At 64.9% G+C, this 15,470-nt stretch carries 19 protein-coding genes; 8 read left to right on the forward strand and 11 right to left on the reverse strand.

Features of this window, described 5'->3' with window-relative positions:
- Positions 1–150: 150 nt before the first annotated feature.
- The 3 genes from F462_RS10550 (at position 151) to F462_RS10560 (ending at position 2,058) form a co-directional block, all read left to right on the forward strand.
- On the forward strand, positions 151–648 hold the full coding sequence (locus F462_RS10550) for a GNAT family N-acetyltransferase (protein WP_018141712.1): 498 nt from the start codon (positions 151–153) through the stop codon (positions 646–648).
- A gap of 119 nt (positions 649–767) precedes the next feature.
- The gene (locus F462_RS10555; protein WP_026280094.1) at positions 768–1,250 is read left to right on the forward strand and encodes a DUF7931 domain-containing protein; all 483 of its coding nucleotides are present in this window, start codon (positions 768–770) and stop codon (positions 1,248–1,250) included.
- Positions 1,216–2,058: a secretin N-terminal domain-containing protein gene (locus F462_RS10560; protein ID WP_038053957.1), complete on the forward strand. Its 843-nt coding sequence runs from the start codon at positions 1,216–1,218 to the stop codon at positions 2,056–2,058. Before F462_RS10555 ends, F462_RS10560 begins: the two co-directional genes overlap by 35 nt.
- 334 nt (positions 2,059–2,392) lie before the next feature.
- On the opposite strand, the gene F462_RS10565 is transcribed toward F462_RS10560, so the two are convergent.
- The 6 genes from F462_RS10565 to F462_RS10590 all read right to left on the reverse strand — a co-directional run bounded on the left by F462_RS10565 (position 2,393) and on the right by F462_RS10590 (position 9,207).
- Entirely contained in the window at positions 2,393–3,460 is a 1,068-nt protein-coding gene (locus tag F462_RS10565; protein WP_038053961.1) for a porin, read from the reverse strand.
- A gap of 572 nt (positions 3,461–4,032) precedes the next feature.
- Positions 4,033–5,220 (reverse strand): FAD-dependent monooxygenase, encoded by a 1,188-nt coding sequence (locus F462_RS10570; protein WP_018874599.1) that lies wholly within the window; start codon positions 5,218–5,220, stop codon positions 4,033–4,035.
- On the reverse strand, positions 5,217–6,479 hold the full coding sequence (locus F462_RS10575; protein WP_038053967.1) for an FAD-dependent monooxygenase: 1,263 nt from the start codon (positions 6,477–6,479) through the stop codon (positions 5,217–5,219). Before F462_RS10575 ends, F462_RS10570 begins: the two co-directional genes overlap by 4 nt.
- Positions 6,480–6,953: 474 nt before the next feature.
- A complete protein-coding gene (gene pepP / locus F462_RS10580) occupies positions 6,954–8,282 on the reverse strand; it encodes a Xaa-Pro aminopeptidase (RefSeq protein ID WP_018141718.1) in 1,329 nt (442 codons plus the stop codon).
- A gap of 32 nt (positions 8,283–8,314) precedes the next feature.
- Complete coding sequence (locus tag F462_RS10585; RefSeq protein ID WP_018874601.1) at positions 8,315–8,920, reverse strand: UPF0149 family protein; 606 nt, start codon at positions 8,918–8,920, stop codon at positions 8,315–8,317.
- Positions 8,920–9,207 carry a hypothetical protein gene (locus F462_RS10590; RefSeq protein ID WP_018141720.1) on the reverse strand — a complete coding sequence of 96 codons (288 nt, stop codon included), beginning with the start codon at positions 9,205–9,207 and terminating at the stop codon, positions 8,920–8,922. The genes F462_RS10585 and F462_RS10590 overlap by 1 nt, the downstream gene beginning before the upstream one ends.
- 218 nt (positions 9,208–9,425) lie before the next feature.
- Between F462_RS10590 and F462_RS10595 the strand changes: the two genes are divergently transcribed.
- Together F462_RS10595 and F462_RS10600 are read left to right on the forward strand one after the other, a co-directional pair.
- Positions 9,426–9,653 (forward strand): hypothetical protein, encoded by a 228-nt coding sequence (locus F462_RS10595; protein ID WP_018141721.1) that lies wholly within the window; start codon positions 9,426–9,428, stop codon positions 9,651–9,653.
- Positions 9,650–9,940 (forward strand): cell division protein ZapA, encoded by a 291-nt coding sequence (locus tag F462_RS10600; protein ID WP_018141722.1) that lies wholly within the window; start codon positions 9,650–9,652, stop codon positions 9,938–9,940. The genes F462_RS10595 and F462_RS10600 overlap by 4 nt, the downstream gene beginning before the upstream one ends.
- 516 nt (positions 9,941–10,456) lie before the next feature.
- Here the strand turns inward: F462_RS10600 and orn are convergent.
- A complete protein-coding gene (gene orn, locus F462_RS10605; RefSeq protein WP_038053970.1) occupies positions 10,457–11,023 on the reverse strand; it encodes an oligoribonuclease in 567 nt (188 codons plus the stop codon).
- A 125-nt stretch (positions 11,024–11,148) separates the two neighbouring features.
- On the opposite strand from orn, the gene F462_RS10610 reads away from it, so the two are divergent.
- From F462_RS10610 to rsgA, 3 genes are read left to right on the forward strand one after another with little or no spacing between them, the layout of a single operon-like run.
- The gene (locus F462_RS10610; protein WP_018141724.1) at positions 11,149–11,469 is read left to right on the forward strand and encodes a c-type cytochrome; all 321 of its coding nucleotides are present in this window, start codon (positions 11,149–11,151) and stop codon (positions 11,467–11,469) included.
- The gene (locus F462_RS10615) at positions 11,462–11,797 is read left to right on the forward strand and encodes a 4a-hydroxytetrahydrobiopterin dehydratase (RefSeq protein ID WP_038053973.1); all 336 of its coding nucleotides are present in this window, start codon (positions 11,462–11,464) and stop codon (positions 11,795–11,797) included. The genes F462_RS10610 and F462_RS10615 overlap by 8 nt, the downstream gene beginning before the upstream one ends.
- A gap of 27 nt (positions 11,798–11,824) precedes the next feature.
- Positions 11,825–12,721 carry a ribosome small subunit-dependent GTPase A gene (rsgA, locus tag F462_RS10620; RefSeq protein ID WP_038053974.1) on the forward strand — a complete coding sequence of 299 codons (897 nt, stop codon included), beginning with the start codon at positions 11,825–11,827 and terminating at the stop codon, positions 12,719–12,721.
- 231 nt (positions 12,722–12,952) lie between these two features.
- Here rsgA and F462_RS10625 read toward each other — a convergent pair whose 3' ends face one another.
- The 4 genes from F462_RS10625 to F462_RS10640 all read right to left on the reverse strand — a co-directional run bounded on the left by F462_RS10625 (position 12,953) and on the right by F462_RS10640 (position 15,118).
- Positions 12,953–13,729 carry a hypothetical protein gene (locus F462_RS10625; RefSeq protein WP_026181647.1) on the reverse strand — a complete coding sequence of 259 codons (777 nt, stop codon included), beginning with the start codon at positions 13,727–13,729 and terminating at the stop codon, positions 12,953–12,955.
- Positions 13,730–13,756: 27 nt separating this feature from the next.
- Positions 13,757–14,101 (reverse strand): histidine triad nucleotide-binding protein, encoded by a 345-nt coding sequence (locus F462_RS10630; RefSeq protein ID WP_018874605.1) that lies wholly within the window; start codon positions 14,099–14,101, stop codon positions 13,757–13,759.
- Positions 14,102–14,178: 77 nt separating this feature from the next.
- Positions 14,179–14,769 (reverse strand): recombination mediator RecR, encoded by a 591-nt coding sequence (gene recR / locus F462_RS10635; RefSeq protein ID WP_018141729.1) that lies wholly within the window; start codon positions 14,767–14,769, stop codon positions 14,179–14,181.
- 22 nt (positions 14,770–14,791) lie between these two features.
- A complete protein-coding gene (locus tag F462_RS10640; protein ID WP_018141730.1) occupies positions 14,792–15,118 on the reverse strand; it encodes a YbaB/EbfC family nucleoid-associated protein in 327 nt (108 codons plus the stop codon).
- Positions 15,119–15,470: the final 352 nt, after the last annotated feature.

Here is a 15,470-nt window from a genome sequence, read left to right on the forward strand (position 1 = left end):
TCGCAATGACGGAAGACCCTTCCGAACCGGGACACTCGAGTCGCCCGATCCGCGAAACGCCGCACAGGAAGAATGCCCCAACCTGGGCTAGACTTAATCGTCCGGGGCCGAAGCCAGGACAGCTTAAGCGCGTTCCGGAGGAGGCCACTCATGCAACGTCGTATTACCTTTCGGGAGGCCACCTGGCCCGCCGATGCCACCGCGCTGTCCCTGATCCGCCGCGAGGTCTTCATCGAGGAGCAAGGGGTACCCGAGCCACTGGAATTCGATGGTCTGGACCCGGCCGCCCTGCACTGGCTGGCTACCGGGCCCGACCGCGAACCGATCGCAACCCTGCGCATGCTCCCCTCCGGCCAGATCGGCCGCATGGCCGTGCGCAAACCCTGGCGCGGCCACGGCATCGGCTCCCGCCTGCTGGACTGCGCCATGGAGGCCGCCCGGCGCCACGGCTGGCGGGAAGTCTGGCTGAACGCACAGGACACCCGCATTGGCTTCTACGCCCGCCATGATTTCTTTGTGATCTCGGACACCTTTGAGGACGCCGGCATACCCCATCGCCGCATGCTCCACCGGATCCACCATCCAGGGCCTGCCTATCGCCCGTCATGCATCGCAACCAAAGCTCATCAGGGAATCCCGGCCCCATAGGTCAACACTGATTGAATCACGGGTTCGCACCATCTTCCCGCCGCAGAACGGCGCAGGGTGCGGGCGCGACGCCCTTGCCCTATGCTGGGAACAGGCCCCCGAACAAAGGTCGCATGCCCATGACCGCTCCCGAGAGGGATCCCACCCTCATTGATGCCGAGGCCCTGATGGCCGATCTCGTCGACGCCACCCGCAGACGTTTCTGGCTGCATGCGCGGGTAGCCCTCCTGGCCGAGATCGTCGGAGACGACCTTGGTTCGCTCTTGGCCAATATCGCGCGACGGCATCGGCATACCGATATCCGCCTCCTGGTAGATGATGACCTCGCCCTCAAGGAGCGCCTGCCCGGACTGGTTGAGAGCATCAAGCGCCTGCCTACGGCAGTAACGGTCCGGCGCCTGGACGCCTCCGAGGAAAGCCCCCTGACCCTGACGGTCATCGCCGACCACAGTGGCTGGATGCAGCTGACCCAGGCCGGTGGGCGCCGCGTCCTGCGCGGCGATCCGGACGATCGCCCCGGCACCCATCGCGCCGCCCAGGACTTCGAAGCCAACTGGAGCCTCAGCGATGAAGCCGTCGAAATCCGCCGCCTCCACGTCTGAACGCCGCCGGTTGCTCCGCACGATCGGAGGCCTGGCATGTGGGCTGCTACTACCCGCCGGCGCAACATCCGCGCGCGACGCCCACGACGAAGTGGCCGTGCTCCCACTCAACAACCGGCCCGCCCGCGAGGTCCTGTCCGAACTCCAGGGCCTGTTCGGCGAGGCCGCCACCCTGCGCGCCGATGGCTTCCGGCTGCTGGTGCGCGCCGATGCGCGCACTTTGCAACAGATTCGCGAAGTCGTCGCCGAACTTGACCAACCCGCCCGTGAGTTGACGCTCTACGTACGCCGCGCCGCTGACGCACCGGGCAGCCAGCGCGGCGCCGGCATCGACTTCGAAACCGGCCCGGACGGCACCCGCGGGCGCGGCACCGTGACCCGCCGCACCACCAACCGCCGCGACGACCGCACCCAGCAGGTACGTTTGCGCGAAGGCACCGAAGCCACGATTCTGGTCGGCGAGACCGAGGCCCAGGGCCTGCGCGTCTTCGTCGGCCCGGCGGGTTTCGGCACCGAACCCATCTTCCGCGACACCGCCCGCGGTTTCCGCGTACGCCCGCAAGTCCAGCCGGACGGACGCATCCGCGTCGCCATCGAACACCTGCACGAACAGCCCGCCGGCGCCTACCGCGGCCACATCCACCGCGAGACGGTGACGACCGCCCTCACCCTCGAACCCGACCAGTGGCACGATCTGGCCGGCAGCGCACAGACCACCACCCACGACGAACGTGGTCTCGCTTCCCGCCGCAGCACCCGAGACCGCGACGCCATGACCCTCCAAATCCGCGTAGACGCCCTCGACTAACCCGCCGGCGTTGATTACCAGCCCCTTTGCCCCCACACACCGCAATCGTCCCCAGCGCGAGACGTACGGCGCCGTCGCGATCTGCAGGGCCTACAACCCGGCCGTAGATTGGCGCGTTGTGCTCGAAATCAGAGTGCGGACGTAATTGATGCTTGCCGGACTCGCCACCAACGCGATGCCGTACCGGGCCGGCAACCAGTACTCGCCCTAACGGTCCCCCAAACGCAAAAAGGACCCAAACGGGGCCCTCCACAAACAAAAAACGGGGCCCCTGGGGGCCCCGCAAAACAAGCTTGATGCTTGTTGTTATACCGCTTGCAATAAGCGTTCGAGCTTAGAAGGACACCCGCATGCCGGCACCGACGCCGGTGAAGCGCAGGTCGCTGCTGCCGTCGTAGGTCGAGGTGGTATCGTCGAAGTTGCCACCAGCATCATCGGTGCTGTTGTAGGCAACGCCAGCATAGGCCATCACACGGTTGCTGAAGCTGTGCTTGATGGCCAGCGCGGCGAAGTCGCTGTTGTTGGCATCGTCAAGACGGGTGTGACCCAGGCTCAGCACGAAGTCGTTGCGGCCCATGGAGTAGGTACCGGCGGCCCAGTAGGTGTTGCCTTCAGCCTCAGGACCGGCAATTCCGGCGTCGCGCTTGAAGTCTTCGATTTCAGCATTCAGGCGGAACGGACCGGCAGACCAGTCGGCACCGATCTTGGTGGTGCGCCAGGTGTCAGCGTCGCTATTCTCGTAACGGCGAGCATCTACATGAGCCACGTAGACTTCGACCGGATCCAGGTCGAAGTTCAAGCGGCCGGACCAGGCCGCACGGCCATCCTGGCTGTTGTCGAGGAACATGCCGACGTCCATGCTCACGATGCCGAAGCTGTTGCTGTAACGAACACCACGGTCGACGTAGCCGCCGTTACCGAAGCCACCCAGGCCGCCCTGGCGACCGCCCTGGACACGCGCCTGCATGAAGGTGCCGTTCAGCGGGTCCTTGCCGGCGGTGTTGTAGGAGGAGGTCATGCGACCGGCGATGATCTGGCCGAAGTCGCCACGCAGACCGACGTAGATGTCGCGCTGCGGGCCGTTGAAGCCAACGTTGTCGCCGCCACCGGCACCGGTGGTGAAGTCATTTTCGAACTTGGCCAGCGCGGTCATGCCGTTGCCCAGGTCGTGGTTGACCATCACGCCGATGCGGTTCGGGCCCTGACCGTCGGTCGGGCTACCGGCCTGACCGGCGTCGTGCTGACGGAAACCGCTGTCGAACTGACCATCATCGCCGGAGGCGCTGTGGTGGACGATCTGCGTCTGCAGCTGACCGAACAGGGTGACGCTGGAGTCGGCGGCGGCAAAGGCCGGGATTGCGAAGGCGCCGGCAACGGCGACTGCGAGAATCTGTTTTTTCATGTTGCGTGTCTCCCAGGAGAGGTGTTTTGGATGTTTCTACGCCAGCATCCACGGTCGATGCCGCGAATGACAGGTGTTTTATATACACCACGGTGTCGCGTTTCAACCCCCAAGCGGGAAAAATTTGCCACAGTCGCCCCGGTTCTGGCCCCAATACCCCCGTTTGAAGGATCAAGCACTTGCGTGCAGACGCTCGAGGAATGTCCGAATAAACCTTCAACTCACTGAAAATATGGGACAATAAGATTTCTCTGATGTGCCAGCGTCCATTGAAATTGAGGAATTCATCAGATTTCACTTATTTTTTCTGCGTTGGGAAAAATTATCGGTTTTCGGGCTGAATGAGACGTCACAATCGCCGCAGACTGGCGTTGCTTTTTTGCAACGAGGGGCGATTCGGACCAATCCCGCCCACACGATGTTGCAAAAAAACCACGCACTTCCTGTAGGAGCTGCCTTGGCGGCGAAGCCCTTGCCTGCGCGGGATGCAGGCTCGACGCACGCTTGCCCACCGAGGTGGGTCATGCTGGGCAGAGGCGGACGCCCCCCGCGCGACCTTGGTTAGTCCAGCGCTAATCGAGGCCGAAGGCGCGCAAGGCGAGGCGGCGTTTTAGCGGGGTGGCCTGGTCGACCAGGCGAATGCCGAGGCCGCGTAGCTCGGGGAGGCCGGCAGCGTGGGTGCCGAAGATCAGGCGGAAGCCATCCATCGCGCGTTGCATGAAGGCGTTCTCGGCACGCCGGTCGCGAGTATAGGCGCGCAGAACCGTCTCGGCGCCGGGGTCGCGACGGGCGGGGCCGTGCAGGCGTTCGATCAGGGCACAGGCATCGGCCAGGCCGAGGTTCAGGCCCTGCCCCGCCAGGGGGTGGATCGTGTGGGCGGCATCGCCCGCGAGGGCGACGCGGCCAGCGTGGTAGTACTGGGCATGGCGGGCCACCAGCGGGAAGCTCGCGCGCCTGGATGTGGCGGTGATCGCCCCAAGTCGATGGTCGATCACGGTACCCAGCGCCTCGCAGAACGCGGCATCGTCCAGCGCCAGCGTGTCCTCGGCCTGCAGTTCAGGCTGCGACCAGACAATGGAGCTGCGCCCGTCCGCCAGCGGCAGGAAGGCGATGATCTGGTCGTCGACGAAACGCTGCCAGGCGGTGTCCTCGTGCGGGCGCTCGGTGGTCACGGTCGCGACTACGCCGCGGGCGTGGTAGTCCTGCTCGTGCACCGGAATGCCCATACGGGTGCGCAATGAGGACTGCGCCCCGTCGGCCGCGACTACCAGCCGTGCAGAAGCAAGCAACGCATGGCCGTTGCCATAGACGTCGACCCGATCCGGGCCGGTGTCTACGGTCTTCCACTCGGTCTCGGGCCACAGGGCGACCCCCGCAGCCTCCATCTCGTCCCACAGAACCGCCTCCAGTGCGGCGTGCTCGACGGTCCAGCCCAGGGCCGGAACACCCAGTTCGTCGGCATCGAAACGGATATGGCCGGGGCCATGGGCATCCCAGACGCTCATGCCGGAGAAGGCGTGAGCACGGCGGGCCTCCAGGGCGTCTTGCACTCCAAGCCTGGCGAAAAACTCCATGGAGGCGATATTGAGCGTCGCGACGCGGGTAACCGGCATGACCTCATGGAAGGTGGGAGCCGTGTTGCGTTCCAGCAGGCCGACACGCAGGCCCTGACGGGCCGCACCCAGGGCAATCGCTCCGCCCACGGCACCGGCCCCGACGACCAGGACGTCCAGCACGTCTTTGGATGGGTGTTGGCTCATGCTTTGCTCCCGACATCCGGGCGCGTGAGCTGCCGCGCGGTATGTCGCGGCAATGCCCCCAGCCCCATCGCCGCGCGCGCCAGACGATCGCGCGCGGGACGCAGGCGGTCTACGGCCATCATCCCGCTGCCCAGGGCATGCCCGCGAAGCCCAGCGGCATGCAGCATGCCGCGCGCAAGGAAGTCGGTGGCCGCAACGACGCCGTTAACGTCATTGCGTCGGGCCTGGGCATAGGCCGCGAGGGTATCGGACGCGCCGGGATCGGCCACAAAACGCAGCGCCCCGCCCTGCCCGTGACGTTCACGGAGTGCACCCAGCAATGTCGCCACGTCGCGCAGAGACAGGTTAAGCCCCTGCCCCGCCACCGGGTGCACCGAGTGCGCGGCGTTGCCGAGAAGCAGCGCGCGTTCCGCAACCGGCTCCGGGGCATGCACACGCTCCAGTGGGAAGCGCACCACGCGACCCGCCGGCTGCAGCCGCCCCAGGGTCCAGCCAAAGCGGGCCTGCAACTCCTGCAGTCGTTCCGCTCCGTTCAGTTCCAATCGCCGCTCGCAGGCCTCCGGTGGCGCAACCCATACGACGTTCATGCGTCCATCCGCCTGCGGCAGAAGCGCCAGCGGGCCCTCATCGGTGAAACGCTCGAAGGCCTGGCCATTGTGCGGCCGGGCGGGCTGGACATCGAACACCAGGGCATCCGCCGCGTAGCGATGCCGGTTGACCGGAAGCCCCAGGGCCTTGCGCGTGGGCGAGCCGATGCCATCGGCGGCCAGAATAAGGCGTGCCGACCAGGCACCTTCGCCTTCCGTGCCGTGGATACAGAGTTCGCGGCGGCCGTCCGTGACCTCGCCAACCCCCGCCAGCGTCGATTCGTAGCGCACGTCCACGCCGGCTTCGCGGCAGGCGGCGTCCAGCATCGGTTCCAGCGCGACGGCCGGCACCACCTGCCCGAGCGCGTGGCGCCCGTGATCGGCCGCGTTCAGGTGGACGCGCCCGAGGCCCCCGCGGCGGCTGACGACGATGGAGCGGATCGCGGTGGCCCGTTCCGCCAGCGGCGCCCAGTACCCGAGGTCGTCCAGGAACTGCACAGTGCCAGCGGCCAGGGCATAGCCACGGGTGTCGTTGGCGTGTGCATTCGGCACCGGGGATACACCCCGCTCGAACAGCGTGACCGCGTAGCCCGCCCGCGCCAGAGTGCAAGCGGCGAGGCCACCTACCGGCCCGCCGCCGACGATGGCGATGTCGGATCGCTGTTCGGTCATGTCAGCCCGATATCCCGTCGTTGCGAGGCCCCGCAGGGGCCGTGGAAACCTCTGGATGCCTGTACATTGGCGGGACCGGGTGGTAACGGCAGGCGATCGCCACGGCGCTGTGCGCCTCGCGATGACGGGAGTGGTGGGTTCCCGTCCAATGGTAGCCATGGCCATGCCGACTCCAAAACACGCAGGCTCCTGATGAACCGTTAGCAAAATACCGCTGAGTAGCATGCGGATAAGCGCAGCGAATGGCAGCACGGGGCGCGTGGCTCCGGGGTGAGCGGTACGTTTCGCGGAGCTCAACGCACCCTGCGGTTCCTGACGGGCGGAGCGGGATTGTCGCTCCCCCATTCGCCTGCAAGCAGGCTCCCACGGAGGATCGTGCATGCTGCCCACTGCAGGAGGCTGCTTGCAGGCAAAAGGCGCCGAACCGAATCCTCGGCCTTTGATCGCAATGGACGGCGCGGCGGGCGGGCATGGTTAGTCCCAACCCGGAAGGTCACCGGCCATGCAGGCCTCGATGTCGGCGACGCTCTTGGGACAGTCGGCGCTCAGGACCTCGTGGCCGTCGCGGGTGACGGCCACGTCGTCCTCGATGCGGATGCCGATACCCCGCAACTCCTTGGGTGCCTCGCTGTAGGGCCCGAAGTACAGACCCGGTTCCACGGTCATCACCATGCCCGACTCGAGCTGGCGCCAGGCGTCGCCGACCCGGTAGTCGCCGACGTCATGCACATCCAGCCCCAGCCAGTGGCCAGTGCGGTGCATATAGAACGGTCGAAAGGCCTGATCGCGGATCAGCTTGTCGAGACGGCCCTTGAGCACGCCCATGTCCTTGAGCCCACGGGTCAGTTCACGCACGGCTGTGCTATGTGGCGTATCCCAGTCGTTGCCGGGGCGCACCTCTTTGATCGCCGCGAGCTGCGCGGCCAGTACGCATTCGTAGACCTCGCGCTGACGCTCGCCAAAGCGCCCGGAAACCGGGAAGGTTCGGGTAATGTCGGAGGCATAACCCTGCACCTCGCAGCCGGCGTCGATCAGCAGCAGGTCGCCGTCGTTCAACTCAGCCTGGTTCTCGATGTAGTGCAGGATGCAACCGTTTTCGCCGCCACCGACAATGGAGGGGTACGCGGTCTCGGTGCCAAAGCGGTGAAACTCGTGCAGCAGCTCGGCCTCCACCGCGAACTCGGTCAGGCCCGGACGGCAGGCCTGCATCGCGCGCACATGCGCCTGGGTGGAGATGGCTGCGGCGTGGCGCATCAGTTTCAGCTCCGGCGCCTTCTTGAACAGCCGTTGTTCATGCAGGTGATGCTCGACCGCGACGAATTCGTGCGGCGCACGCACGCCGTTACGCGCCTTGGCCCGCACCTGGTTGACCCAGCCGAACAGGCGCTGGTCCAGCGGCTCGTCGCGTCCGAACGGCGCGGCCATCACACCGCGGTTCTCCATCAGCCCCGGCAGGATCTCGTCGATGTCCTCGATGGGGAAGGCACACTCGGCGCCATAGGTCTCCATCGCGCCATCCGGTCCGGCGCGGCGGCCCTGCCAGGTTTCCAGGGTGGGATCGCGATCACGGCAGAACAGGATGTATTCACCCGCCGGTCGCCCCGGCACCAGCACGGCGACCGCATCCGGCTCCGGGAACCCGGTCAGGTAGAGGAAGTCGCTGTCCTGGCGGAACGGGTATTCGACGTCCCGGTTGCGGGTGCGCTCATGCGCAGCGGGGACGACGATTATCGAGTCCTGGCCAAGCGCCCGCATCAGTCGCTGGCGGCGCCGGGCGAACTCGCCCTGGGGGATCTCGGGCATCCGGCCCGGCCGGGGGGCTTGTCGCGTTCGCGTCATTGCATTGGGATCCGTTTCGGGTCGTCCGGGGCCAACTCGTCGGCGATCAGCAGCACGCCCACGCGCACGTATTCGTTCAGCTCTTCGAAGGCCGCCAGGTTTTCCTCGTCGTCGTCGGGTTCCAGCTCGATGCGGGCAATCTCGGCGAAATCGCGCAGGATCTCGCTGGCCTCGGCCGAGGGCTTGAGATGACCCAGCCGCGGTGTCTGCCCCAGCCCGGCGATGAAGCCGTCCACCCATTCGGACAGCGCCTGGGCCTGGGCCTCGATGGCCTCGTCGTCCGGCAACAGCGGGCCAAACCCCAGCTCCACGTCGTATAACTGGGCCAGCAACGCCCGGCGAATCGCCTCGACCGTCTTGCCGAACGCATCGCCCGCCCCTTCAGTTAGCGGGAACGCCTCGCCCAGGCTGCGCTCCAGGGCGTCGACATTGGCGCCCGGGTCCGCCACCAGGCAGCCGGTAAACAAACCATGTGCCGACGCCGGCGTCTGCGCATACCCCATGCTGCGCAGGCCATGCTCCAGCTGCTCTCGAAGGGCGTCGACGTCGCGCTCCAGACCGTCCAGCGATTTCGTATTGCCGGCATGTGATTCCCGCGCCATCAAAACGACTCCAGGCGGGCTTCATAGGGGAACAGCAGGAAGCGGTAAAGCTCGTCCCCCACCTGCAGGTGCGTGAACTGCGGCTCGCCCAGTTTGATCGCGCTGGAACCCGTGGAGGACAGCATGTTGAGACCGAAGCGCTTGTCCTCGATCAAGGCGTTCAACAACCGCTCCAATTCCGGGTGCGGCACGGTGCCCGTATTGTCGACAATCCGGCACGGCTTTCCATTATGGGCCGTACCCTCGATTACGGTGGCCTCGGGGCCGGGTTCGGGCGGCTGGGTCATGGGCGGCAGATACTCAATCAGGGGAAATCGACTTATTGTGGCCAGCCTGAGCCGCAGGCCGCAACAAACCCCGCTGCGAGGGTTTGCTACCGGCCCATACAGTGAAGGTGTTCCCGCAAGAAGATCACGCAAGTTGACGCTTTGCGCGGACGGCTCCTAGACTCCAGTAGTGAATGACCTGCGGCGGACGCCGCCCTTGCCAACCGGGACTCAAGGCCATGCAGCCAAACGACGATTCCGCACCTGACCCGACCGAGCGCCTTGAGGCCGCGATCACGCGCCTCCTGGAAGAGCATGCGGCCCTGCGTGAGGAGCATCATTTGCTGCAGGAACAGGTCCGTCAGCTCAAAAGCGAACGCGCCTCCTTCAAGGAACGCAACGAACAAGCCCGCCACCGGGTCGAGAACATGATCGCGCGCCTGAGATCGATGGAGCACAGCGAATGAGCCAGTCCGAACCCGTTCGCATCTCCATCATGGGCAAGGAGTACCAGATTGCCTGCCCACCGGAGGAACGCGCCGATCTGTTTGCTTCGGCAACCCTGGTGGACGAACGCATGCGTGAGTTGCGCGATGGAGGCCGCATCGTGGGCGCGGAGCGCATCGCGGTGATGGTCGCGCTCAACCTGGCGCACGAGATGCTGGAGTGCCAGCAGCAGAAGTCCGGCGCCAGCTCGGCGCGCCTGATCGATCTGGCCGACCGCATCGAAAAAGGCCTCGGCTCACCGCGCTAACGCGTTTGGCGGCCGCACGCCCTCCGCTCTTCAGTCCTTGCCTCAGTCTCCGGGCACACCCAACCGCCCCGAGGCCGGCCACCATTACATCGCCCGGTATCCCACCTGCCACCATTGGCTAGACCTGATTGGCGGGCGACCTGAGGAAGGCGCCGGACACTCCGAGAACCAAACGATCGCTGCGGTTAGGGAGACGCTGATTGAATCGCACGACCGCGTTGGCGCCCCCCAGTTTTTCGAGACAAAGCGTTCCGAGACAAGGCGCGTCGTGCAGCAGGTAGTGGTTCTACCCGCCCGTTTCTGATGGGTTCGGGGCGCAACGCAGGATCGGGGAACAGGGGGCACCAACCCGACAAGTGATTGAAAGAGCGGGCTCGGCCGCCCGTTGTTGATCAAAAACGGGCGCGGGAACGGCGTTGCGGTTCCCTTGTGCAGAGTGACTGCACGGCAGTCACCGCGCCTTGTTCGCACGCAAAAGCAACTCGAGCGCGGACATGCGATTCAATCAGCGTCTCCCTAGTCGTGCGATGCCGCTGGCGGCAGTTTGATGAACTTCTCGCGGTACAGGCGTAGCTCGTCGATCGAGTCCCGGATATCCTGCAGGGCCTGGTGCGACGCATTCTTGCGCAACTGCGCGATCACATCCGGCGCCCAGCGCCGCGCCAGCTCTTTCAGCGTGGAGACGTCAAGGTTGCGGTAGTGGAAATACTGCTCCAGCTCCGGCATCAGGCGCGCCATGAACCGCCGGTCCTGGCAGATGGAATTCCCGCACATCGGCGAGGCCCCCTTCGGCACATACTGCGCCAGAAACTCCAGCGTGGCCTGCTCGGCATCCGCCGCATCCGACGAGCTGGTGCGAACCCGTTCGATGAGCCCCGAATTTCCGTGGGTACGCTGGTTCCACTCATCCATCGCCCCCAGCACCTCGGACGGCTGATAGACCGCAATTACGGGTCCTTCGGCAAGCACATTCAGTTCTTTGTCGGTGACGATCGTCGCCACCTCCAGGATACGATCGGTCTGCGGCTCGAGACCGGTCATCTCGAGATCGATCCAGATCAGGTTTTCGGCGTTCACGGCCATATTGCGCACTCCTTCGCGGGCAGGCCATCGGTCACGGCCGGGACCCTTTCATCTGCCGCAGGAGTCTATCATCATGGTTGCGGGGTCTGTGGCCCCGCTACAACTCCCGATGACAGGAGGGATTCATGCGATTCAACAACGCACACATTGCCGCCGGCACCGCGGTGCTGGCCCTGAGCCTGGGTGGCGCAAGCACCGCGCTGGCCGACGACATCCGCAAGGGGCAGGAACTGCACAGCGATAATTGCATTAGCTGTCACGCCGACATGGTCGGAGGTGATGGTTCTGAGCTGTACACCCGTGAGAACCGCATGGTCGGCTCGCACGACGACTTGGTGGCCCAGGTCAACAACTGCAACGCGAACCTCGGCACCAACTGGTTCGACGACGAGGTTGATGCCGTAGTCGCCTACCTCAACGCGGAGTACTACCAGTTCGATGAGTGATCTGAAGACCCGGCATTGCCAATCCTGCGAGGGCATGACCGCCCCGATGCCCCGCGCGGACGCGGAGGGGGCGCTGGGACAACTGCAAGAAGCCTGGGGCATCGACGAAGCCGGAAAGAGCATCCAACGAAGTTTCAAATTCAAGAATTATCACGAAACCATGGCCTTCGTGAATGCAGTCGCCTGGATCGCGCACGTCGAGGATCATCATCCCGACATGGCGGTCGGGTTCAATCGCTGCGCGGTGGAGTTCTCCACCCATGCCATCGGCGGCCTGAGCGAAAACGACTTCATTTGTGCCGCGCGTATTGATGCCCTTTTCGAATAATCGACCTGGACGGACGGAGGCTCGGGCTTGACCCCATTCGCCCGGGTCTTCGCTCGCCACAACCAGATGGCCGACATCGCGCGGGACGATGAACCCCCGCGCCGCTTGCGCCTGCACAGGCGCTTCCGCGATCTCGCCTGCGGCGACCGCGTTGAGCTGGACACCACCGGCGAGCAGGTGGACCACCTGCTTGAGCGCGACAATGTACTGGTGCGCCGGGACGGCTTCGGGCGGCGCAAAGTGATCGCGGCCAATATCGATTGCGTGTGGATCGTGATTGCCCCGGAACCGGCGCCTTCGCGCAACCTGATCGACCGCTTCCTCGTGGCAGTGCTAAACCTACCAGCTCGACCCCGCCTGCTCATCAACAAACAGGATACGGGCCCCGCGGCCCCACCCGAATGGCTGAATGCCTACCGCCAGCTGGACCTGGAGCCGCTGTACGTCAGTGCCAAGACGGGCTATGGGCTCGATGACCTGGCAGCGGCAGCCGCCGGCCAGACCAATATCCTGGTGGGGCAATCCGGTGTCGGGAAATCTTCGCTGGTCGCCGCGCTGCTGGATCAGTACGGGTTGACGGACGCCACCGCACCCGCCACCGGCGAGCTTGCCGCTTCTGGGGAAGGCCGTCATACCACGGTCACGGCCCAGTGGTTCCCGCTGGCCAATGGCGGCGCCTGGATCGACTCCCCGGGGGTACGCGATTTCACACCCGAAATCCCGTCACTGGACACGCTGGAACGGGGCTTTCCCGATATCGCGGAATGCGCCGATCACTGCCGTTTCCGCGATTGCCGCCATCAACGCGAGCCCGGCTGCGCGGTACTGGCCGCAATCGACTCAGGCGAACTGCCCGCAGCCCGCCTCCAGGCCTGGCATGACCTTGCTGCCGAAATCCCCGCCCAAACCCGCGCCCGCGGGTAACGGTTCCACCACGTAGCGCACAAGAAAACCAAAAAATCGGTTTACAGGAAGAAGGGTAGACTGGACGGGAAAGGGATCAAAAAACGCTTGTTCGAGTAAGCCCTGCGAACGACCCCGGCGCCGCTCAGCGCATTAAAACGAGCATTTCTTCCAGCCTTACCAACTTCCTGCTAACGCTCTTGAAGTGTTTTTTCGAACTAGCGGTGGGGGGAGTGGCGGTGGGGGCCGGGATCAGAAGGTCAGGCCCATTTCGAGGCCGATGACCGAGGAAGTCGGCTCGCGGCTTGCGCCTTCGAATTCGAGGCGGTCGGCCAGCCAGTTGTCGGCAGAGTTCAGCGAATAGTCGTCGTAATACAAGCTCAGGGACAGCTCGGACTGGTTCTGCAGACGCATACGCCCGTCCAGGCTCAGGTAACCCGCGGTACGGCCCGTATCGCGATAGCGGTCGCCATAACCGAAGCCGAGGCCGCGATCGTCGCTGGACAGGGGCTGACGCACCCCCACGCGGAACTGGCTATCAAATCGGCCAGAGGCGAAGGTCGGCCCAAAGCTGAAGTCGGTAAAGTAGGCGGTGGTTTCACTCGCCGGCCCGAGATCGTTCCAGTCCGGACGGGTTTCCATGCCCAGGCCTAGATTCAGGCCGTAACCGAAGCCAGCACCCAGGTCTTGGTGATAGGCACCCACCGCCTCGAACAGGCGCGCTCCACTGAACGCATTGTCCGCTTCATCAAGGGCCGCGGCATCTCCAGTGCTGCGCACCGACAAGCGGTAGCGAGACTCGGCATCGCGGGCCGCATCCGGATTCTCTTGCGGCATCACGCCTGACGAGGACGCCTCAAGCAGCGAGAAACGGTCATCGGCACTGGCCGTGCCCGCGCCCAGCGCAAGCCCAGCCACCGCCAGGACAACAAACATCAGCGACGAACGTGAGGCACAAACAGGCAGAGACCGCGGGCTTTGCGCCTGCGGCCGCTTCAAGGCTGCACCGTTCAATCCGTGTCGCGTCACACCGATAATCCGTGTTGTCGGTCCTGGCTAGCCTGGTGGCCAGCTCAGTGCACGTCCGGCAAGGACATGCATGTGTATATGGTAGACCGTTTGCCCACCGTGTTCGTTGCAATTCATCACGGTTCGATAACCGATTTCAGCAAAACCGCGATCGTGTGCAATCCGGGCAGCCGCGCGGGACATCGCGCCGATCACCGGGGCATCTTCGGCCGACAAATCGTTCAACGTGGCGATGTGCTTTTTCGGGATGACCAGCACATGCTCCGGGGCCTGCGGGTTGAGGTCTTCAAAGGCCAGCACGGCCTCGTCCTCGAACACCACCTTCGCCGGGATCTCGCCCGCCACGATCTTGCAAAAGATGCAGTCGGCCATTGTCGTCTCCCGCATGAACGGAGCGGAGTTATATCAGGGAACGGTAATGGATTCAATGCGCCGCTGGCGCAGGCCGCTCAATAGTCCCGACGACCCGATAACGCGTGCGCCAGGGTCCCCGCATCGATGTATTCCAGTTCCCCGCCACTGGGGATGCCTTGAGCGATGCGCGTGGTGCGGACCCCGTGACGCGCCGCCATCTCCGCCAGGTAATGGGCGGTCACCTCGCCTTCGACGGAGGTGTTGGTGGCCAGGATCAATTCCTCGACGCCCTCGGATTGCAGCCGCGCCTCCAGACGGTCCAGCCCCAACTCCTCTGGACCGATGCCATCCAGCGGTGACAGACGACCCAGCAGCACATGAAAGCGCCCCCCAAAGTCGGTCGCCGACTCGATAGCCATCACATCGCCGGGGCTTTCCACCACACAGACCACCCGCGAATCCCGCTCCGGGTCCGCGCAACGGCTGCAGGTCTCGGCCGCGGTCAGCGTCCGGCAGACCGAACAGTGGCCAATACGGGCCACGGCTTCGTCCATTGCCCGCGAGAGGCGCCGCGCACCCTCGCGGTCACGCTCCAGCAGGTGCAGCGCCATGCGCCGTGCCGATTTGGCCCCGACACCGGGGAGGCAACGTAGCGCCTGGACCAGCTCGTCCAGTTCCGCATCCATCAGGCGCGCCCGATCCGCTGCGTCAGAACGGCAGCTTCATGCCCGCCGGCAGGCCCATACCTTCGGTCAGGCTGCCCATGCGTTCCTGGGTCGTGGATTCGACCTTTTGCACGGCATCGTTGACGGCCGCAGCGACCAGGTCCTCGATCATGTCGCGGTCGTCATCGAACAGGCTCGGGTCAATCTTCACGCGGCGCACGGCGTGCTTGCCGGTCATGACCACGCTGACCAGCCCACCGCCGGCCTGGCCCTCGATCTCCATCTCGGCCAGTTCGGCCTGCACCTTCTGCATGTCTTCCTGCATCTTCTGGGCCTGCTTCATCAGGCCACCCATGCCACCTTTCATCATGATCTCGATCTCCTGTCCCGCGCGTCGCGCGAGATCTCACTATGTAACGTTTAAGGAAACACTGATTAATGTACACGCTCGCGCTCGAGTTGCTTTTGCGTGCGAACAAGGCGCGGTGACTGCCGTGCAGTCATTCTGCACAAGGGAGCCGCAACGCCGTGCGCGCGCCCGTTTTCGATTAACAACGGGCGGCCGAGCCCCTGCTTTCAATGGGTTGCGGGGTTGGCACCCCAGGTTCCCCGATCCTGCGTTGCGCCCCAAATCCATCAGAAACGGGCGGGTAGAACCACTACCCGCTACGCGACGCGCCTTGTCTCGGAAAACCTGGGGTACCAACGCGAGTGTGTACATT

Origin of the sequence: Thioalkalivibrio sp. ALJ1 (assembly GCF_000745395.1) — a bacterium.
GTDB lineage: Bacteria > Pseudomonadota > Gammaproteobacteria > Ectothiorhodospirales > Ectothiorhodospiraceae > Thioalkalivibrio.